This is a genomic window from Actinomycetospora lutea (genome assembly GCF_028737205.1).
Lineage (GTDB): Bacteria > Actinomycetota > Actinomycetes > Mycobacteriales > Pseudonocardiaceae > Actinomycetospora > Actinomycetospora lutea.
Genome location: NZ_JAQZAL010000015.1, coordinates 15,009 through 34,416, shown reverse-complemented (window position 1 = coordinate 34,416; position 19,408 = coordinate 15,009). Strand labels below are relative to the sequence as shown.

Sequence of the window (19,408 nt, the reverse complement as noted above, 5' to 3'; positions counted from 1 at the left end):
CGTAGCGAATTGCTGGGCTGATCGAGCGACGGCGCTTGCTGTCCGCGGTCGCGACGCCGAAAGATCGCGGGTGCGCACGACCGTGCGCGATCACGTGCGTCGCGTCCGGAGGTCGTCGTGGGAGACACGTGGGGCATCCCCGGCCCGGCGTTCCTCGGCATCTACGTCCTGCTCCTCCTCGCCGCCGGCCTGACCGCCCCGCTCGGGCTGCGGGCTCTCGACCGTCGCGCGGGCCGCGACGGGGGCGAGGCGCCGGCGCCGGACGCCACCGTCGAGGACCTCGCCCTGCTGGCGGGCGGACCGGTCCGGCTCGTGCACGCCGCGATCGCCCGGCTCGTCCAGGGCGGGGTGCTGCGCGTCGGCCGTGACCGCCATCTGACGCCCACGGGACGGCCGCCGATCGGCGAGCTGGACGAGGCCGTGGTGGACGCGGTGGACGCGGTGGCCGCGTCGCCGACCGGTGCCACGCCGATGGGGACGGTCCTGCGCCTGCGCGGGGCGGCGGTCGTCCGCGACCTCGAGGCCGCGGCCCGGCGCCGCGGACTGCTCCACGACCCCGCCGCCGTCCGGCGGCGCAAGAACACCCCGCTCGTCGCGGTCGGCGTCGTCGGCGTGCTCGGGCTGGCGCGGCTCGCCGCCGGGATCGCGCGCAGCGCGCCCGTGGTCCTGCTCGTCCTCCTGCTCGTGCTCACCGCCTGCGCGGCGGTCTCGATCACGCTGTTCTCCACCCGCCGCCCCACCCCGAAGGGCCGGGCCACCCTGTCCGCGGCGCAGGCGTCGGTGCGCCGACCGGGGTTCGCGACCGACCGGGCGTGGGGCCCGGTCGCCGCGGGGACGCTCGGCGTGGCGGGGCTGGTGGCCGTCGGCGGGTTCGCGATGTACCCCGACCACGAGCTCGCGGGCCTGCTCGCCGCGCCGGCGGCCGGCGGGAGCGGTGGCGGGGACGGCGGCTCCGACGGGGGCTCGTCCTGCGGCGGGGGCGGCGGCTGCGGTGGCGGGGGCGGGTGCGGGGGGTGACTCCCGTCCCGGGCGGCCCCGAGGGCGTCGGCATCGGCTGGCGCCGGGAGATCGACCTGACCGTGGAGCGGCTGGCGGGCGTCGACTTCGTCGAGGTGGTCGCCGAGGACCTGCACGCCGACGCGCTGCCGACGTCGCTCGAGGTCCTGCGGGCCCGCGGGGTGCCGGCGCTGCCGCACGCGGTGTCGCTCTCGCTCGGCGGCGCCGAACCGCTGCGCCACGACCGGGTCGAGCACCTCGCCGCCGTCGCCGACGTCCTCGACGCGCCGCTGGCGAGCGACCACGTGGCGTTCGTGCGGGCCGGCGGGCTCGAGTCCGGGCACCTGTTGCCGGTGCCGCGCACGCGGGAGGCCCTCGGGGTGCTCGTCGACAACGTCCGCGCGGCGCAGGCGATGCTCGGGGTGCCGCTCGCGCTGGAGAACATCGCGCCGCTGCTCGCCTGGCCGGACGCCGAGATGTCCGAGGGCGCGTTCCTCGCCGAGCTGTGCGAGCGCACCGGGGCCTGGCTGCTGCTCGATGTCGCCAACCTGCACGCGAGCTCGGTGAACCTCGGGCAGGACGCCGGGGTGCTCGACGAGCTGCCCCTCGAGCGGGTCGTGTACGTGCACGCGGCGGGCGGCGTCGAGCGCGACGGCGTCTACCACGACACCCACGCCCACCCGCTGACCGAGCCCGTGCTCGACCTGTTCGCCCGGTTGTGCGCGCGGCACCGCCCGCCGGCCGTGCTGCTCGAGCGCGACGACCGCTACCCGCCCGACGACGAGCTGGCCGCGGAGCTCGCGACGCTGCGGGCGGTGCACGCGCGATGAGCCGCGAGGACCTCGCTCGCCGGCAGGCGGAGCTGCTCGCGGCGCTGGTCGCCGGCGGCCCCGCACCGGACGGCATCGACCCGGCGCGCGTGGCGCTCGAGGCCGACGCCCTGCGCGCCAAACGCCGCCGGGTGCTGGCGCGCCTGCTGCCGGGCGACGTGCACACGGTGCTCGGAGACGACCTCGGACCCCGCCTGGACGCGTGGATCACCGCGCACCCGCGCCGCGTCGGCGTGTCGATGCGCGCCGACGCCGACGCCTTCCTCGCCACCCTCCGCGCCGACGGCACCTTGTCCCGAGGCTTTCGAGCGATGCGGCGTCGCTGGCGTCTGACGCCAGGATCGCCACATCCTCGCTGACGCGACACGCCGGGCGGGGCGTGGTCCGGGGTGTTCCAGCGTGGCCGACAAGATTCTCGTGGTCTTCGGAATTGAGCGGGTTCGGCTCATGTTGCATGAGTCGAAGGCCCGCAAGGACGGGCCGCCTTCGTCATCGAGGAGGAACCACCATGAGCACTCTCGTTCCCTGGGGCCCGCGCTTCGCCGATCCGTTCGCCGTCGCCGACGCCCTGTTCCGCCGCCCGGCGCCGAGCCGTCGGCAGGCCTTCTACGCGCCGACCACCGACGTCGTGCGCGACGGCGACGACGCCATCGTGCGCCTCGAGCTCCCGGGCGTGGACGTCGCGAAGGACGTGACCGTCGACCTCGACGGCCACCGCCTGACCGTCCGCGGCGAGCGCCGTGAGGAGCAGTCCGGTGAGGGCTGGCGGGAGAGCCGGCGCGGCTCGTTCCGCCGGAGCTTCACGCTGCCCCAGCATGTCGACGCCGACGCGGTCTCCGCGTCGTACGACGCCGGGGTGCTGACCCTGCGCATCGTCGGCGCCCACGCCGAGCCCGTCGAGCCCGGTGCCCGGCGCATCGCCATCGACGGCGTGCCCGCCCCGGAGGCCGAGTCCTCGGACGCGACCCCCGAGGCTGGCGAGGCCTCCGAGGCCTCCGAGAACCGCGCCGCCTGACGCGACCCCCGGACGACGCCCGCGGGACCACGCGGTCCCGCGGGCGTCGTCGTGTCCGGACCCCCGGCGTGTCGCGAGAACGAGGATGTGGCGTTTCTGGCGTCATACGCCAGCGATGCCGCATCGCTCGTACCGAGCTGGGGCTTCCTGCGTTGAACGTCAGCGTGGCCGCCAGGCCGACACCGCGAGCACGGCGCCCACTTAGCGTGCGCGGCCGTCCCGGACGTCGGCGTAGCGGGCGCGGACCTCGCCGGACACGGAGCTGTCGGTGACATCGCGGGTCGTCTCGCGCGCCACGGTCCAGGTCGGTTCCTCGCCGTGCAGCGCCCAGGCGGCCTGGCGCGCCGCGCCCAGGGCGACGTACTCCTGCGGCGAGAGCACCTCGACGGGCAGGCCCAGGATGTCCGGGGCGAGGTCGGCCACCGCGCCCGAGCGCGAGCCGCCGCCGATCAGCAATGCCCGGCGCACCGGCACCCCCTGGTCGACGAGCGCGTCGACAGCGTCGGCGAGCCCGCACAGCATGCCCTCGACGGTCGCGCGCGCCAGGTTCTCGCGGGTCGCGTTCGTCGTGGTCAGCCCGACGTAGCGGCCCTGGGCATCGGGGCGGTCGGGGGTCCGCTCGCCGTCGAGGTAGGGCAGGAGCACCAGGCCGTCGGCCCCCGGGGACGCCGCGCGCGCCAGCTCGTCGAACCCGTCCGGCTCCACCCCCAGCAGCGACGTGCCCGCCCCGAGCACCCGCGCCGCGTTGAGCGTGCAGACCAGCGGCAGGTAGCCCCCGCGCGCGTCGGCGAACCCGGCGACCAGCCCCGACGCGTCGGTGGAGGGCTGATCGTGGCCCGTGAACACCGCGCCGGAGGTCCCGATCGAGATCACGACCTCGCCCGGCCCCGGCCCGATCGCCAGCGCGGCGCCGGCGTTGTCGCCCGTGCCCGCGGAGACGGCGAGCCCGTCCGGCGTCCGCCCCACGACCTCACCGGGAGAAGCCACCCGCGGCACCGAGAGGGTGCGCCCGAACGCCATCTCGAGCAGGTCGGGGCGGTACTCGCCGGTGACCGTCGACCAGTAGCCGGTGCCCGAGGCGTCGCCGCGGTCGGTGGTGGGCTCGGCGGGCGCGCCGGCCAGGCGCCAGGTCAGCCAGTCGTGCGGCAGCATCACCGAGCGCGCGCGGGCGGCGTTCTCGGGCTCGGCCCGCGAGGTCCAGCGCAGCTTGGTCGCCGTGATGCTGGCGACCGGGACCGTCCCGACGGCCTCGGCCCATGCGTCGGGCCCGCCGAGCTCGTCGATCAGCGCCCGCGCGTCGGGCGCCGAGCGCGTGTCGTTCCAGAGCAGGGCGTCGCGCACCGGCTGCCCGTCCTCGTCGAGCAGCACCATCCCGTGCTGCTGACCGGCCACCCCGATCGCCGCGACGTCGTCGGTGCCGACCTCGCCGAGCGCGCCGGCCAGCGCGTCCCACCAGGCCCGCGGGGCGACCTCCGTCCCGTCGGGATGGGCGCGCCGCGCCTCGCGGACCACGCTCCCGTCCGTCGGGTCGACCACCAGGACCTTGGTCGCCTGGGTCGACGAGTCGACCCCGGCCACGTACGTCGCAGAACGCGCCATGCCCGCAGTATTCCCAGGAACGGGGTCCTCCACGTGATCGACGGGGTTCCGGGAACGGTTCGTCGTCGGCGGCGAGGACATGCTGTCGCCGCACGCCCGGTGCGCCGCCCGCACCTCCACCCGATTGTCCTGTATCGGTATCACACGATATCGTTCGAGGAGTATCCACGAGCGACGGGAGAGCGGCGATGAGCACGGGGACGGCCACCGAGGTCATGATCGTGACGCGACGGATCGAGGCGCCGGTCGGCGCGGTCTTCGCGGTCCTGACCGACCCGGCGAACCACGCCGCGATCGACGGCACCGGCTGGGTGCGCGAGCCGCTGGACCGCGCCGCGATCTCCGGCGTCGGCCAGATCTTCGGGATGGGCATGTTCCACGGCAACCACCCCGACGGCGACTACCGGATGCACAACCGCGTCGAGGTCTTCGAGCCGCCGCACACGCTCGCCTGGCAGCCGGGCCAGTACGGCCCCGACGGCGAGATCGGCTACGGCGGCTGGACCTGGCGCTACGACCTCGCCGACGACGGCCCCGCGGCCTGCCGGGTGACGCTGACCTACGACTGGTCGGCGGTGCCGGCGTTCCTGCGCGAGCACATCGCCTTCCCGCCCTTCGGCGAGGAGCACCTGACCCGCTCGCTGGACAACCTCGCCCACCTCGCCGAGCAGCGCTAGGGCGGACAGCCGCACGACTCCCGGATCCGCACCTCCGGCGCGAGCCGGCGCGTGGTCGGCGGCGTGTCGGGGTCGGCGATCCGGCGCAGGAGCAGTTCCACCGCCGTCGTCGCGATCTCGCGGAACGGCTGGGCGACCACGGTCAGGCGCGGGGAGAACAGCTCCGCCCAGGCGAAGTCGTCGAACGCGGCGACGGCGACGTCGCGCGGCACGGCGAGGCCGGCCTCGCGCAGCGCCTGCATCATCCCGATGGTCATGCTGTTGTTCGCGGCGACGATCGCGGTCGGCGGGTCGTCGAGGGCCAGCAGCTGGTGCACCGCCACCCGCGCGGTCTCGGTGGCCGAGAAGCCGCCGACCTCGAGCGCGGGGTCGACGGGCAGGCCGCGCGCGACGAGGGCGTCGCGGTGCCCGTCGCGGCGCTCGGTGGTGGTCGCGAGCCCGGCCAGACCGGTGACCAGCCCGATCCGGGTGTGCCCGTGGTCGGCGAGGTGGCTGGTCAGCGCCGCGGTGGCCTCGCGGTTCTCGGTGCCGACCTGGTCGTGGGACGGGTCGATCAGCCGGTCGAGCAGCACCGTCGGCACCTCGTGGCGCGCGAGGTAGGCCAGCGCCGCCTCCGGGTGCGCCGAGGGCGCGAGCACCATGCCGTCGACGCGGTGGTGGTGCAGGCGCGTGACCACGGTCAGCTCGTAGTCCGGGTCCTCGTGGGGGTCGACGAGCAGCAGCGTGTAGCCCGCGGCCGCGGCCGCGGTCTCGGCGGCGCTCAGCAGCTCGCCGAAGTACGGGTTGGAGATCGCGGAGAGGACCAGGCCCATGGTCGTGGTCCGCGCGGTCGCGAGCGAGCGCGCGACGGTGTTCGGCGTGTAGTGCGTGGCCGCCACGGCCGACAGGACGAGCTCGCGGGTCCGGGCGCGGACGGGTCGGGTGCCGTTGAGGACGTGGGAGACGGTGGCCGTGGAGACGCCGGCCATCCGCGCGACGTCCGCCATCGTGGCCATCCCGACTCCCGTCGTCCGACGTCGTCTGCTCGACGGCGCGCGTTCTCGAGGTGTTTGTACCCCGACCCGCGTCGTCGGCGCGCGCACCGAATCTGACGCGGTTAAGCGCTTGCACCTTACTGAGTGCAGCTTTACGGTCACTCCACCGCACGTGGCCCACATCACGGTCGCGCGCGGCCATTCGGCCACGACCGGCGGGCAGGAGGCGCGATGCGCGGGGCGGCGCGACGAGGACGGACCCGACTGCCGGCACTGCTCGGGGCGGTGGTGGCCACCCTCGGGCTCCTCGCCGGGTGCTCCGGCGCCGGCGCGCTCGGCAGCGCGGAGGGCGTCGAGACCGTCACGGTCGCCATCGTGTCCAACCCGCAGATGGAGGACGCGATCTCGCTCGCGCCGCAGTTCGAGGCGGAGAACCCGGGTATCCGGCTGCGCTTCGTCTCGCTGTCGGAGAACGAGGCCCGCGCCAAGATCACCGCGTCGGTGGCGACCGGCGGCGGCGAGTTCGACATCGTGATGGTGTCCAACTACGAGACGCCGCAGTGGGCGCAGAACGGCTGGCTGACCGACCTCGAGCCCTTCATGGCCGCGACCCCGGGCTACGACCGCGCCGACTTCATCCCGACCGTGCGCGACTCGCTGTCCTACGAGGGCCGGATGTACTCGGTGCCGTTCTACGGCGAGTCGTCGTTCCTCATGTACCGCAAGGACATCTTCGAGCAGGCCGGCATCCAGATGCCCGCGCAGCCGACGTGGCAGCAGGTCGCCGAGTACGCGGCGCGGCTCGACAAGGGACCGGGCCAGCAGCGCGGCATCTGCCTGCGCGGGAAGCCCGGCTGGGGCGAGGTCATGGCCCCGCTCGACACCGTCATCAACACCTTCGGCGGGCGCTGGTTCGACCCGCAGTGGCGGGCGCAGCTCACCTCGCCCGAGGTCCGGCAGGCCGTGCAGTTCTACGTCGACCTGGTCCGTCAGCACGGCCAGCCCGGCGCCTCGCAGTCCGGCTTCTCGGAGTGCGCCACGCAGTTCGGCCAGGGCCAGGTCGCCATGTGGTACGACGCGACCTCCGCGGCCGGCACCGTCGAGGACCCCGCCGAGTCGACCGTCGCCGGCCGCATCGGCTACGCGCCGGCGCCCGTCGTCGCGACCCCGGCGTCGGGCTGGCTGTACACCTGGTCGCTGGGCATCCCGCAGACCTCGCCGCGCAAGGACGCGGCCTGGCAGTTCATGGCGTGGATGACCAACCGGGACTACATCCAGCGGGCCGGCAACGACCCCGAGATCGGCTGGACGTCGGTGCCGCCCGGGTCGCGCCAGTCGACCTACCAGATCCCGCAGTACCAGCAGGTGGCGAACGCCTACGCGCCCCTGATCCTCGACGGCCTGCAGCGGGCCAACCCGCAGCAGCCGACCGTGCAGCCGGTGCCGTACCAGGGCGTGCAGTTCGTCCGCATCCCGGAGTTCCAGGACCTCGGCACGCGGGTCAGTCAGCAGGTCAGCGCCGCGATCGCCGGACAGATCACCGTCGACGAGGCCCTGGAGCAGTCCCAGAACTACGCGGAGACGGTGGGGGAGAGCTACCAGCGATGACAGCGACACTGGAAGAACGCCCCGCCGCGTCCCCGGAGACCGGCGGCAAGCCGATGATCGACCGCGCCGAGGGGTGGCGGCGCCGGGCGCCGCTGCTGCCCGCGCTGATCTTCACGATCATCGTCACGCAGATCCCCTTCATCCTGACGCTCTGGTACTCGCTGCAGTCGTGGAACCTCGTGCGGCCGGGGTCCCAGGAGTTCGTCGGGTTCGCCAACTACCTCGACGTCTTCGCCGACAGCCAGTTCCGCCAGGTCGCGCTCAACACCGTGATCATGACCCTGGGCTCGGTGCTCATCGCGGTCGTGCTCGGCCTGCTGCTGGCGCTGCTGCTCAACCGCCCGTTCTTCGGGCGCGGCATCGTGCGCACGCTGCTCATCACCCCGTTCCTCATAACCCCGGTGGCGGCCGCGCTGCTGTGGAAGACGGTGCTGCTCGACCCGACGCTCGGCCTCATCAACTTCGTGCTGACGCCGTTCGGGGGCTCGGGCACCGAGTGGATCAGCAACTACCCGCTGGCGTCGGTGATGGCCGCGTTGATCTGGCAGTGGACGCCGTTCATGATGCTGCTGCTGCTCGCGGGGCTGCAGAGCATGCCGACCGACCAGCTGGAAGCGGCGCGGGTCGATGGCGCGAGCGCGTGGTCGACATTCCGGGAGCTGACGCTGCCGCACCTGCGCCGGTTCATCGAGCTCGGTGTCGTGCTCGGCACGATCTACCTGGTCAACATCTTCGACCAGGTCTACATGATGACCCAGGGCGGACCGGGCGTGGCCAGCGCGAACCTGCCCTTCTACATCTACCAGCGCGCGTTCCTGGGCTTCGACATCGGCCAGTCGGCGGCGATGGGCGTGGTCGTGGTGATCCTGACCCTCATCGCGGCGAACTTCGCGCTGCGCCTGATCTTCAAGTCGTTCAGCGGAGAGCAGGAGGCAGCCTGATGGCCGTCACGACCGGCACTCCGTCCGACACGCAGGAGACCGCGGCCCCGCCCGAGCCCCGCCGTCAGAAGCGCAGCGCCGCCAACGTCTGGCTCGGCGTCGTCGCCTGGGTCGTCGGCATCGCGTTCTTCTTCCCGGTGCTGTGGATGGTCCTGACCTCGTTCAAGCAGGAGACCGACGCCTACACGCCGACGCCGAAGATCATCTTCGAGCCGACGCTGGAGCAGTACGAGGGCGTCTTCGCGGCCGGCGTCGGCCCGTACCTGGTGAACTCGGTGATCGCCACGGTCTTCTCCACCCTGTTCGTGCTGCTCCTGGGGATCCCGGCGGCGTTCGCGGTGTCGCTGCGCCCGGTGAAGAAGACCCAGGACGTCCTGTTCTTCTTCATCTCGACCAAGATGCTGCCGGTCGTCGCGGTGATCGTGCCCATCTACGTCGTGGTCAACCAGATCGGGATGCTCGACAACATCTGGACCCTGGTCGTGCTCTACACGGGCATGAACCTTCCCATCGCGGTGTGGATGCTGCGCTCGTTCTTCCTCGAGGTCCCCGGCGAGCTGCTGGAACAGGCGAGCATCGACGGCGCGCCGCTGTGGCGCACGCTGCGCGAGATCGTGCTGCCGATCATCTCGCCCGGCATCTTCGCCACCGCGCTGATCTGCGTGATCTTCGCCTGGAACGAGTTCTTCTTCGCGGTCAACCTGACCGCGGCCAACGCCGGCACCATGCCGGTCTTCCTGGTCGGGTTCATCACCTCGGAGGGCCTGTACTGGGCCCAGCTCTCCGCGGCGGCGACCATGGCCGCGCTGCCCGTGGTGATCGCCGGCTGGGTGGCGCAGAACAAGCTGGTGCAGGGCCTGTCGTTCGGTGCGGTGAAGTGACCGGGCACGGTCAGACCGGCACACCGACAGGGCAGCGGAGCCGGACCATCGAAGGGGAGTGCTCGATCCATGGCTGAAGTGGTGTTCGACAAGGCCTCGCGCATCTACACCCCGGGAGCGAAGCCGGCCGTCGACGGTCTCGACCTGACCGTCGCCGACGGCGACCTCGTCGTCCTCGTCGGCCCCTCGGGCTCGGGCAAGTCGACGGCGCTGCGGATGCTGGCGGGCCTCGAGCCGATCGACGCCGGCTCGGTGCGCATCGACGGGCGCGACGTGGTCGACGTGCCGTCGAAGGACCGCGACATCGCGATGGTGTTCCAGAACTACGCGCTCTACCCGTCGAAGACGGTCGCGGAGAACATGGCGTTCCCGCTGAAGATGCGCGGCATGGACAAGGAGGAGCGCGCGCAGCGGGTCCGCCAGGCGGCCGACATGCTCGGGCTCACCGAGTACCTCGACCGCAAGCCCAAGGCGCTCTCCGGCGGCCAGCGCCAGCGCGTCGCGATGGGCCGCGCGATCGTGCGGGAGCCGCAGGTCTTCCTCATGGACGAGCCGCTGTCGAACCTCGACGCGAAGATGCGCGTGCAGACCCGCGCCCAGATCGCCGAGATGCAGAACCGCCTCGCGGTCTCGACCGTCTACGTCACCCACGACCAGGTCGAGGCCATGACCATGGGCGACAAGGTCGCCGTCCTGGCCGACGGCAAGCTGCAGCAGTACGCGACGCCCCCGGAGCTCTACGACAGGCCCATCAACGCCTTCGTCGCCGGGTTCATCGGCTCGCCGGCCATGAACCTGCTCGACCTGCCGCGCTCGTCGAGCGGGGTCACGCTCGGCGGGGTCGAGATCCCGCTGCCGCGCGACATCTCCGACGCCGCGGGCTCGCGCGACAAGCTGACGGTCGGCATCCGTCCCGAGGACTGGGTGCTCGAGAGCAACGACGCGGACGCGAGCTCGGTGATCAAGGCCGTGGTCGACGTCGTCGAGGAGCTCGGCAGCGAGTCCTACCTCTACGCCCACCTCGCCGAGGACACCGGCACCACGATCGTCGTGCGGGGCCCGGGCCGGGTGGGCGTCCGCTTCGGCGACCCCATCGCGGTGCGCCCGAACCCGGAGGCGCTGCACGTGTTCGACGCCGAGACCGGGCAGCGCCTGCCGTAGTGGCTCGGCCGGTCGATCTCGACGCCGGCCCGGTCACGCTGCTCGACGGGTTCGGGAGGATCCGCCGCGAGCTCGTCGCCCCGATCGCCGAGTCCGTCGACCGCATCCAGTTCGCGCTGCCCGACTGACGCCCGTCGGACCGAAACCGCTCGCGCCGCCGGATAGCGTCCAGGACGCCATGGCCCATATCCTCATGGTCGGCGTCGCTGCGCACGGCCACACCAACCCCCACCTGCCCGTGATCGCCGAGCTCGTCGCGCGCGGCCACCGGGTCACCTACGCGATCCCGGCCGCGTTCGCCGCGGCCGTCGCCGCGACGGGTGCGACGCCGCTCGTGCACACCTCCGTCCTGCCCGACCAGGACCGCGGCGAGCAGTGGCCGACCGATCCCGTCGCCGGCACCGCGCTGTTCCTCGACGAGGCGGTGCAGGCCCTGCCGCAGATCGCCGACGCGCTGGGCTCCGAGGGCCCGGACGTCGCCGACATCGCGCTGTACGACATCGGCGGCTACCCCGCGATCGTGCTCGCGCGGCGCTACGGCATCCCCGCCGTGCAGCTCTCGCCGGCGCTGGTCGCCTGGGACGGCTACGAGACCGACCTCGCCGACGACCTCGCGTTCCGGGACACGCCGGGCTACCGGGCCTACCTCGCGCGGTTCGCGGCCTGGCTCGCCGAGCACGGGATCGACGACGACCCGGAGCGGTTCGTCGGCCGCCCACGGCGCTCGATCGTCGAGATCCCGCGAGCGCTGCAGCCGTTCGCGGACAAGGTCGACGAGGCGATCTACACCTTCGTCGGCCCGGATCTCGATCGCCGCGCGGCGCAGGAGCAGTGGCCGGCCTCGGAGCGCCCGCTCGTGCTCGTGTCGTTCGGGTCGGCCTACCACGACCGGCCCGACACGTTCCGCGCGTGCGTCGCGGCGTTCGCCCCGCTGGGGTGGGACGTCGTGCTGGCGATCGGACCGCACGTGGACCTCGCCGCGCTGGGCGAGCTGCCGGAGAACGTCACGGCGCACCGGTGGGTGCCGCAGCTGGGTGTGCTCGGGCGCGCGAGCGCGTTCGTCACCCACGCCGGCATGGGCGGGTGCTCCGAGGGGCTCTACCAGGGCGTGCCGATGATCGCGATCCCGCAGGGCGTCGACCAGTTCGGCAACGCCGCCCTGCTCGAGGCGCTGGGCGTCGCGCGCACGATCGCGACCGGGGATGCGACACCGGAGGCGCTGCGGGAGGCCCTGCTCGCGCTGACCTCGTCGGACGACGTCGCCGCTCGCCTCGCCGAGCAGCGTGACGCGATCCGCCGCGCGGGCGGGGCGCCGCGGGCCGCCGACGTGGTGGAGGCGGAGCTGCGCTGAGCTACACCTGGACGACGGCGATGTGGTTGCCGTCGGGGTCGCGCAGCATGAACAGCGTGGGCGCGCCGGGCGCCTCCACGATGTCGTCGAGGTCGACACCGGCCTCCCGGAGGCGGGTGTGCTCGGCGCGCACGTCCGGGGTCTCGACGCCGATGCCGCCACCGCCGGGCTCGCCCCCCATGGGCGGGTTCAGCGCGAGCCGCGCCGTGGAGCCCGGCGGTGCGACCTCGACCCAGCGGTCGCTGCCGTCCTCGCCGAAACGGGTGTCACCGCGCAGCTCCCAGCCGAGCGTGCCGGTGTAGAACGCGATGGCCGCGTCCTGGTCCGCGACCGTGAACATGGCGACGCCGATGTTCGTGACGGTGGTGGCGGTGGACGTGGTCATCGGGCCTCCTTCGACGGGACCCGTCGTACGGTAGAGCGACCGCGCGATCCTGGACAAGGACCACGTTGGGTACTCGATCCGCTCCGCTACGCGACGCCCTCGGGGGCGGCCCCGGTGACCTGGACGCCGCCGGCGGTGATCCGCTCGATCTCGGCGAGGTCGTCGGCGCCCAGCCGGACGTCGACCGCGGCCAGCGAGCGCTCGATGTTGCGCTCCGAACGGGCGCCGACGATCGCGACGTCGATGCCGTCCTGCGCGAGCACCCACGCGATGGCGAGCTGGGAGACCTCGCAGCCCTTGTCGGCCGCGAAGGACTTCAGCCGCTCGACGACCTCGAGGTTCTGCCGGAACTTCTCCCCCTGGAAGGCCGAGGCCTGCGAGCGCCAGTCGGAGTCCTCGAAGGTCGTGCTCTCGTCCATCGTCCCGGTCAGCAGGCCCGACCCGAGCGGGCTGTAGACGAGCGTGCCGATGTCGTGCTCGCGCACGTAGGGCAGGACGCCGTCCTCGATGTGGCGGCGGAACAGGTGGTACGGCGGCTGCAGGGTCTCGACGGGCCGGCGGCGGTCGAAGGCGGCCATCTGGTCCTGGTCGAAGTTGGAGACGCCGACGTGGCGGATCTTGCCCTCGTCGACGAGCTCCTGCAGGTAGCCCGCGGTGTCCTCGAACGGCGTGTCCGTGTCGGGCCAGTGCACCTGGTAGAGGTCGATGTGGTCGATCTTCATGGCCGTCAGCGACGACTCCACGCCGCGGCGCAGCCACTCGCGGCGCGAGTCGCGCGGCCGGTCGGTGCCCGGGTTGATGCCGCCCTTGGTGGCGATGACGACCGCGTCGCGGTCGCGGTCCAGCTCGCCGCGCAGCGCGTTCGCGAGGACCTCCTCGGACTGCCCGAACCCGTAGGCCTGGGCGGTGTCGAAGAAGTTCACCCCGAGGTCGAGCGCGTGGCGGATCGCGCGCTGCGCCTGGTCGGCGTCGTAGGACCCCCACTCGCCCGAGACCTGCCAGGTCCCGAACGCGATGCGCGACACCTGCAGATCCGTCTTGCCCAGCCTCGTGCTCTCCATGGGGATCGCGTACCCGGTGGGGCGGGACCGAACCGGCGGTGCCGGCCACACCGTCTAGCCGGAGATGTAGGCCTCGAGCTGGTTGCGGTGCTCCTCGAGCTGGTCGATCCGGCTCTTGACCACGTCGCCGATGCTGATGATGCCGGCGAGGTGCTCCCGGTCGTCGACGACCGGGATGTGGCGGATGCGCCGCTCGGTCATCGTCCGGCTCAGGGTCTGGATGTCGTCGGCGGGACGGCAGGTCGCCACGTCCGTCGTCATGATCTCCGCGACCGGTGCGGTGAGGAGCCCGGCGCCGCGGTGGTGGAGGTGGCGCACCACGTCGCGCTCGGAGACGATGCCGACGAGCCGGTCGTCCTCGCAGACGACGGCGGCGCCGACGTTGCGTTCGGCGAGCACCGAGAGCAGCTGGGAGATCGGGGCGTCCGGGGGCACGGTGAGCACCGCCCTCCCCTTCCGTGCGAGCAGGTCCGCGATGCGCATACCGGGCCCCTTCCGTCGCTTTCGGGTCCGACGAATATGGCAGGCACCGTCCGGGTTCGGCCAGAGCCGGACGGTCACGGTCGTCCCACGAGCACCGCGACGACCAGGAACGGGACGGTCAGGGCCGCGAGGAGCACGGGGAGCGCGAACCAGACCGATCCCGCGCCGACGGCGGCGAGCACGCCGAGCCCGACCGCCTCCGACCCGAGCCCGGCCATCGACGTCACCGTGGCGCGGGCCTCGCCCTCCACGGCGTCCTGCACGCGGGTCTCGACGACGACCAGGAGCATCTGCAGCACGCCCCACCCCGCGCCCAGGAGGGCGAACCCGGGCCCGAGCGGCAGCAGCGCCCCGGTCCCGACCGCGACCGCCGCGACGGCGAGCAGCCCGCCGAGCACCGGTCCGCGGGCGCGCGCGACCCGCCCGGCGAGCGCGGCGCACGCCGACTCGGCCACACCGACCCCGGCGAGCGCGAGCGCGGCCAGTGCCGGCGTCGCCCCGTGCGCGGCGGCGAGCAGGGGCAGGTACTCGTCGATCGCCATGAGCCCGGTGAGCAGGGCGGTGACGACGACCGCCCGGCGCAGCAACGCGGTCCGCGAGACCTCGCCGACGCCCTCGCGCAGGGTGGCCCACCAGTCGGCGAGGGCGTGGCGCGTCGTCCCCCCGGCCCGCGGCGGGCGCTCCTCCTCGGGCAGCGTGAGCGCCAGGACCGCGCCGGCCAGGGACGCGCCGACCCCGACGAGACCGGGCAGCACGTAGCCCCCGGTCGTGACGAGCGGCGCGGCGAGGGCGGTCGCGCCGAGCGTGGCGGCGAGGTAACCGGCGCGGGCGCGGCCCATGAGCGTCGCGTACCGGTCGGTGGCGTCCCAGCGGGCGAGCGCGTCGTAGGTCAGCGCCTCGAGGGTGCCGGAGCCGAGCGCGATCCCGACGCCCCAGAGCACGAAGCCCACCGCGAACACCGGGGTGCTCGGGGCCAGGACCCACAGCGCGAAGGCCGCGCCCGACAGCACGCCCGAGGCGGCGAGCATCCGGCGCCGGGAGGTCACGTCGGCCCAGGCGCCGGAGGGCACCTCGAGGACGAGCGTGGTCACCGACCACAGCCCGAACAGCGCCGAGATCGCCGCGTCGGACAGGCCGTGGTCGGCGAAGAGCAGCGCGTAGAGCGGGTACAGCGGCACGAACTGGCCGAGCGCCTCGACGGCGACGACCCGGGCGCCGAACCCGCGGGGGACCCGCGAGGATCGCGGAGCCCGGTGTCAGCGGCGGCGGAAGAGGTTCTGCACGTGCCCGACTCTATGTGAGCGAGATTCCCGGGTATAGGCGGGAATTTCGCTCACGTAGAAGACTGCCGGCCATGACCGAGCCCACGACCCCGTCCGGCGACAACCCGTACGTCGAGCGGGCCTACCGCCTCGGCGGCCCCGACGACGCCCGCGCGCTCTACGACGAGTGGGCCGGGCACTACGACGCCGACCTCGCCGGCGAGGACCAGGGCTACGTGGCGCCGGTGCTCGCGGCCGAGACCGTGGTGCGCGTCGCCGGCCCCGACGTCACCGTGCTCGACGCCGGCTGCGGCACGGGCCTGGTCGGCGCGGCGCTCGCCGAGCGCGGGGTCCGGGTGATCGACGGGATGGACGTCAGCGAGGGCATGCTCGAGCAGGCCCGCGCCACCGGGGCCTACCGCTCCCTGCAGCCCGTCGACCTCACCCGGGCGCTGCCCACCGAGGCCGACGCCTACGACGTCGTCGTCTGCGTCGGCACGCTCACCCACGGTCACGTCGGCCCCGCGGTGCTCGCCGAGTTCGCGCGCGTCACCCGGCCCGGGGGCTGGATCGTCGCCACGGTGCTCGCCGACGTGTGGGAGTCGGGCGGCTACCGCGCGGAGGTCGACCGCCTCGTCGCCGCGCGCACGGTGGAACTCGTGTCGGCGGAGCTGCAGCCCTACCGGGCCGGGGTGGGCGTGGAGGCGCGGATGCTGGTGCTCACCGCCCGCTGAGGGATAGAACGGGGGCCATGAGCCCCGAGTCGAGCGCAGCCGAGCCCGAGATCCTCTGGCGACCCGACGAAACGACGGTCCGGGATGCGCGGATCACGGCGTTCGCGCAGCAGGTCGCCCGGGAGCACGGGGTGACGGTCGACACGTACGAGCAGCTGTGGGCCTGGTCGACGTCCGACCTGCGGGCCTTCTGGGGCAGCGCCGTCGACTTCCTCGGCGTGCGCTTCCACGAGCAGCCGCGCGAGGTCCTCGGGACCGAGGAGATGCCCGGCGCGGAGTGGTTCCCGGGCTCGACGCTGAACTACGCCGAGCACGCTCTGTGGCCGGCCGAGGGTGGCGCCGACGCCGACCCCGCGATCGTCGCGGTGCGCGAGGACGGGCGCCGGGTCGCGCGGACCTACGGCGAGCTGCGCGCCGACGTCGCCCGCGCGCGGGCCGGCCTCGTCGCGCTGGGTGTCGGGCGCGGCGACCGCGTCGTCGCCCTGTCCCCGAACACCGTCGAGACCCTCGTCGCCTTCCTCGCCGCCGCCTCGCTCGGCGCGACGTGGTCGTCGTGCTCGCCGGACTTCGGGGCGCGCGCCGTCGTCGACCGCTTCGCCCAGATCGAGCCGGTCGTGCTCGTCGCCGTCGACGGCTACCTCTACAACGGCAAGTCCTACGACATCCGCAGCACCGTCGCCTCGCTGCGCGAGCAGCTGCCCACCCTGCGCGCGGTCGTCGGCATCGACGACGTCGCCGCGTGGTCCGACGAGGACGACGTCCTGCCCTGGGCCACCTTCACCCAGGACGGCGACGCCCCGCTCGCGGTCGACCCGGTGCCGTTCGAGCACCCGCTGTGGATCCTCTACTCCTCGGGCACAACGGGGCTGCCGAAGGGGATCGTGCACTCGCACGGCGGGATCGTCGTCGAGCACCTCAAGTCCCTGGCGCTCCAGCACGACCTCGGTCCCGGCGACCGGTTCACGTGGTTCACCACCACCGGCTGGATGATGTGGAACCTGCTGATCTCCGGGCTCCTCGTGGGGTCGACGGTGGTCGCCTACGACGGGAGCCCGGGCCACCCCGACCTCGACGTGCTGTGGCGCATGGCCGCCGACGAGGGCGTGACGGTGTTCGGGACGTCGGCGTCGTTCGTGCAGTCGTGCCTCAAGGCGGGCCTGCGGCCGAAGGACGCCTTCGACCTCTCGGCGATCCGGTCGGTCGGCTCCACGGGCTCGCCGCTGTCCTCCGAGGGCTTCGACTGGATCCGCGACGCGGTGGGCGCGGGGGTGCAGATCGCCTCGGTGTCCGGCGGCACCGACGTCTGCGCCGCGTTCGTCGGCGTCGCCCCGACCGTGCCGGTGTGGCGCGGCGAGATCTCCTGCCGGGCGCTCGGCGCGTCGGTCGAGGCGTACGACCCGCAGGGCAACCCGGTGATCGGCGAGGTCGGCGAGCTCGTCATCACCCGGCCCATGCCGTCGATGCCGGTGACGCTGTGGAACGACCCCGACGGCTCGCGGATGCACGAGTCGTACTTCGAGGACTACCCCGGCATCTGGCGCCACGGCGACTGGATCAGCATCACCCCGCGCGGCTCGTGCGTCATCCGCGGGCGCAGCGACTCGACGCTCAACCGCGGCGGGGTGCGGATGGGCACCGCCGAGTTCTACGAGGTCGTCGAGTCGTTCGACGAGGTCCTCGACTCGCTGGTCATCGACACCTCGGGGCTCGAGGGCGCCCGCGACGGCGGTGAGCTGCTCTGCTTCGTGGTGCTGGGCGAGGGCGTGGCGTTCGACGACGTCGAGGCGCAGCTGAAGAAGGCCCTGCGCTCCCAGCTCTCGCCGCGCCACGTGCCCGACCGGTTCCTCGTCGTCGAGGACATCCCGCGCACGCTCAACGGCAAGAAGTCCGAGGTGCCGGTCAAGCGCATCCTCGCCGGCACCCCCACCGAGAAGGCCGTCAGCAAGGACGCGCTGCGCAACCCCGAGGCGCTCGAGACCGTGGTGGCGCGGGCGCGGGGGTAGACGCGGTCAGACCCGTGCGGAGACGACCTGGGACAGGGTGACGGTCGCGCCGAGCACCCGTCCGCGGTCGTCGCGGCGCGAGGAGATCAGCACGTCGAAGAACCGCGTCTGCGTCGGCGCGTGGCACGGGACCTCGACGCGCGTCGGGGCGGGCAGGTCGCCGTCGAGCGCCGCCCGGATCGCCGCGGCGACCGCGGCGCTGTGGCCGTCGGTCGGCGCCGCGGCGTCGCACAGCGCGAGGTAGGACCGCCCGACGCCCGACCGCGCCGTATCCCCGCCGTTGACCGTGCAGAAGGCGTCCCAGGCCGCGTCGACCCACACGATGGTCCCGGTGGCGTCGAGCAGCGCGGTCTCGACGGCCGGCTCGCCGCGCGTGGTGGGCGGCGCGGGGCCCGGCGACGAGAAGATGATGTCGCGGGCGGCGCGGACGGCGGCGTCGAGCTCGTCGGCCTCGGCCCGGAGCGCCGCGCGCGTGTCGGCGTCGGAGACGCTGGCCCGCGCCAGCAACCGCAGCACCACCCGGCGGATGCGGTCGAGCGAGCCGGTGCTCAGTCGCCGGGCCACCTCCTCGCACTCCTCGACGCGCGCGGCGTCGAGGACGGCGCGGGCCGCGCCGTCCGGGACCACGGCCAGATCGTTGTTGGTGATCATCGGCGTGCCGCCGGAGCGGGGTCGGAGGTGGTGGACGCTCCGGCGGAGGGCGTCACTATGCGTCGGCCCCCGATCTGGAACAAGACGAGACCGCGATCCGTGCGTTGTCGGGCCGTCGCGCTCGGTGGCTGTCCAGTCCTCAGGCGGCGATCTCGGCGAGGTCGTCCGCGTCGGCCAGCGGCGCGCCGGTCTGCTCGCGGACCTCCTCGGCGGTGACGCCCGGCGCGAGCTCGCGCAGCACGAAGCCGCTGGGGGTCACGTCGACCACGGTGAGGTCGGTGATGACCCGCGAGACGACGCCGCGCCCGGTCAGCGGCAGCGAGCAGGACTCGACGAGCTTGGCGGCGCCCTTCTTGGTCACGTGCTCCATGACCACGAGCACGCGGCGGGCGCCGTGGACGAGGTCCATCGCCCCGCCCATCCCCTTGACCATCGCGCCGGGCACGGCCCAGTTGGCGATGTCGCCGGTGACCGCCACCTGCATGGCGCCCAGCACGGCGGTGTCGACCTTGCCGCCGCGGATCATCCCGAACGACAGCGCGGAGTCGAAGAACGAGGCTCCCTCGCGGACGGTCACCGTCTCCTTGCCCGCGTTGATGAGGTCGGGGTCGACCTCGTCCTCGGTGGGGTAGGGGCCGACGCCGAGCAGCCCGTTCTCCGAGTGCAGCAGCACGTCCACGCCCTCGGGCAGGTGGTTGGGGATCAGCGTGGGCAGCCCGATGCCGAGGTTGACGTAGGAGCCGTGGGTCAGCTCGCGTGCGGCGCGGGCGGCCATCTGCTCGCGGGTGAGGGCCAT

21 protein-coding genes are annotated in these 19,408 nt (G+C 73.5%); 13 read left to right on the top strand and 8 right to left on the bottom strand.

Annotation, left to right across the window (positions count from 1 at the left end; genetic code table 11):
• Positions 1-117 precede the first annotated feature (117 nt).
• The 4 genes from PHK61_RS17315 to PHK61_RS17300 all read left to right on the top strand — a co-directional run bounded on the left by PHK61_RS17315 (position 118) and on the right by PHK61_RS17300 (position 2,841).
• A complete protein-coding gene (locus PHK61_RS17315; protein WP_274282253.1) occupies positions 118-1,017 on the top strand; it encodes a TIGR04222 domain-containing membrane protein in 900 nt (299 codons plus the stop codon).
• Complete coding sequence (locus PHK61_RS17310) at positions 1,014-1,826, top strand: MbnB/TglH/ChrH family RiPP precursor modification enzyme (protein WP_274282252.1); 813 nt, start codon at positions 1,014-1,016, stop codon at positions 1,824-1,826. The genes PHK61_RS17315 and PHK61_RS17310 overlap by 4 nt, the downstream gene beginning before the upstream one ends.
• Positions 1,823-2,185, top strand: a complete 363-nt coding sequence (locus PHK61_RS17305) for an SCO6045 C-terminal-like domain-containing protein (protein ID WP_274282251.1) — start codon at positions 1,823-1,825, stop codon at positions 2,183-2,185. The genes PHK61_RS17310 and PHK61_RS17305 overlap by 4 nt, the downstream gene beginning before the upstream one ends.
• A gap of 149 nt (positions 2,186-2,334) precedes the next feature.
• A complete protein-coding gene (locus PHK61_RS17300) occupies positions 2,335-2,841 on the top strand; it encodes an Hsp20/alpha crystallin family protein (RefSeq protein WP_274282250.1) in 507 nt (168 codons plus the stop codon).
• Between the two features lie 201 nt (positions 2,842-3,042).
• Here the strand turns inward: PHK61_RS17300 and xylB are convergent, their stop codons facing one another.
• The gene (xylB, locus tag PHK61_RS17295) at positions 3,043-4,440 is read right to left on the bottom strand and encodes a xylulokinase (RefSeq protein ID WP_274282249.1); all 1,398 of its coding nucleotides are present in this window, start codon (positions 4,438-4,440) and stop codon (positions 3,043-3,045) included.
• Between the two features lie 188 nt (positions 4,441-4,628).
• On the opposite strand from xylB, the gene PHK61_RS17290 reads away from it, so the two are divergent.
• Positions 4,629-5,117, top strand: coding sequence for an SRPBCC family protein (locus tag PHK61_RS17290; protein ID WP_274282248.1), 489 nt, complete (start codon positions 4,629-4,631; stop codon positions 5,115-5,117).
• Here the strand turns inward: PHK61_RS17290 and PHK61_RS17285 are convergent.
• Entirely contained in the window at positions 5,114-6,112 is a 999-nt protein-coding gene (locus tag PHK61_RS17285; protein ID WP_274282247.1) for a LacI family DNA-binding transcriptional regulator, read from the bottom strand. The two genes, PHK61_RS17290 and PHK61_RS17285, sit on opposite strands and share 4 nt — an antisense overlap.
• Before the next feature lie 210 nt (positions 6,113-6,322).
• Between PHK61_RS17285 and PHK61_RS17280 the strand changes: the two genes are divergently transcribed.
• From PHK61_RS17280 to PHK61_RS17255, 6 genes are all read left to right on the top strand, one after another.
• Complete coding sequence (locus PHK61_RS17280; RefSeq protein WP_274282246.1) at positions 6,323-7,699, top strand: ABC transporter substrate-binding protein; 1,377 nt, start codon at positions 6,323-6,325, stop codon at positions 7,697-7,699.
• On the top strand, positions 7,696-8,640 hold the full coding sequence (locus PHK61_RS17275; protein ID WP_420791406.1) for a carbohydrate ABC transporter permease: 945 nt from the start codon (positions 7,696-7,698) through the stop codon (positions 8,638-8,640). The genes PHK61_RS17280 and PHK61_RS17275 overlap by 4 nt, the downstream gene beginning before the upstream one ends.
• Positions 8,640-9,521, top strand: a complete 882-nt coding sequence (locus tag PHK61_RS17270) for a carbohydrate ABC transporter permease (protein WP_274282245.1) — start codon at positions 8,640-8,642, stop codon at positions 9,519-9,521. Before PHK61_RS17275 ends, PHK61_RS17270 begins: the two co-directional genes overlap by 1 nt.
• Positions 9,522-9,590: 69 nt before the next feature.
• Positions 9,591-10,682, top strand: coding sequence for an ABC transporter ATP-binding protein (locus PHK61_RS17265; RefSeq protein ID WP_274282244.1), 1,092 nt, complete (start codon positions 9,591-9,593; stop codon positions 10,680-10,682).
• Positions 10,682-10,810, top strand: coding sequence for a hypothetical protein (locus PHK61_RS17260; protein ID WP_274282243.1), 129 nt, complete (start codon positions 10,682-10,684; stop codon positions 10,808-10,810). The genes PHK61_RS17265 and PHK61_RS17260 overlap by 1 nt, the downstream gene beginning before the upstream one ends.
• A gap of 50 nt (positions 10,811-10,860) precedes the next feature.
• Positions 10,861-12,033 carry a macrolide family glycosyltransferase gene (locus PHK61_RS17255; RefSeq protein WP_274282242.1) on the top strand — a complete coding sequence of 391 codons (1,173 nt, stop codon included), beginning with the start codon at positions 10,861-10,863 and terminating at the stop codon, positions 12,031-12,033.
• Between the two features lies 1 nt (position 12,034).
• Here the strand turns inward: PHK61_RS17255 and PHK61_RS17250 are convergent, their stop codons facing one another.
• The 4 genes from PHK61_RS17250 to PHK61_RS17235 form a co-directional block, all read right to left on the bottom strand.
• The gene (locus PHK61_RS17250; RefSeq protein ID WP_274282241.1) at positions 12,035-12,418 is read right to left on the bottom strand and encodes a VOC family protein; all 384 of its coding nucleotides are present in this window, start codon (positions 12,416-12,418) and stop codon (positions 12,035-12,037) included.
• Between the two features lie 86 nt (positions 12,419-12,504).
• Positions 12,505-13,479 carry an aldo/keto reductase gene (locus PHK61_RS17245; protein ID WP_274282240.1) on the bottom strand — a complete coding sequence of 325 codons (975 nt, stop codon included), beginning with the start codon at positions 13,477-13,479 and terminating at the stop codon, positions 12,505-12,507.
• Positions 13,480-13,533: 54 nt separating this feature from the next.
• A complete protein-coding gene (locus PHK61_RS17240; protein ID WP_274282239.1) occupies positions 13,534-13,962 on the bottom strand; it encodes a CBS domain-containing protein in 429 nt (142 codons plus the stop codon).
• A gap of 74 nt (positions 13,963-14,036) precedes the next feature.
• Positions 14,037-15,140, bottom strand: coding sequence for an MFS transporter (locus PHK61_RS17235; RefSeq protein ID WP_274282238.1), 1,104 nt, complete (start codon positions 15,138-15,140; stop codon positions 14,037-14,039).
• 176 nt (positions 15,141-15,316) lie between these two features.
• Between PHK61_RS17235 and PHK61_RS17230 the strand changes: the two genes are divergently transcribed.
• Together PHK61_RS17230 and PHK61_RS17225 are read left to right on the top strand one after the other, a co-directional pair.
• Positions 15,317-15,958, top strand: coding sequence for a class I SAM-dependent DNA methyltransferase (locus PHK61_RS17230; RefSeq protein WP_274282237.1), 642 nt, complete (start codon positions 15,317-15,319; stop codon positions 15,956-15,958).
• A gap of 17 nt (positions 15,959-15,975) precedes the next feature.
• Positions 15,976-17,961, top strand: a complete 1,986-nt coding sequence (locus PHK61_RS17225; RefSeq protein WP_274282236.1) for an acetoacetate--CoA ligase — start codon at positions 15,976-15,978, stop codon at positions 17,959-17,961.
• Between the two features lie 6 nt (positions 17,962-17,967).
• Here PHK61_RS17225 and PHK61_RS17220 read toward each other — a convergent pair whose 3' ends face one another.
• The gene (locus PHK61_RS17220; RefSeq protein WP_274282235.1) at positions 17,968-18,612 is read right to left on the bottom strand and encodes a PAS domain-containing protein; all 645 of its coding nucleotides are present in this window, start codon (positions 18,610-18,612) and stop codon (positions 17,968-17,970) included.
• A 139-nt stretch (positions 18,613-18,751) separates the two neighbouring features.
• Positions 18,752-19,408: a CoA transferase subunit B gene (locus PHK61_RS17215; protein ID WP_274282234.1), complete on the bottom strand. Its 657-nt coding sequence runs from the start codon at positions 19,406-19,408 to the stop codon at positions 18,752-18,754.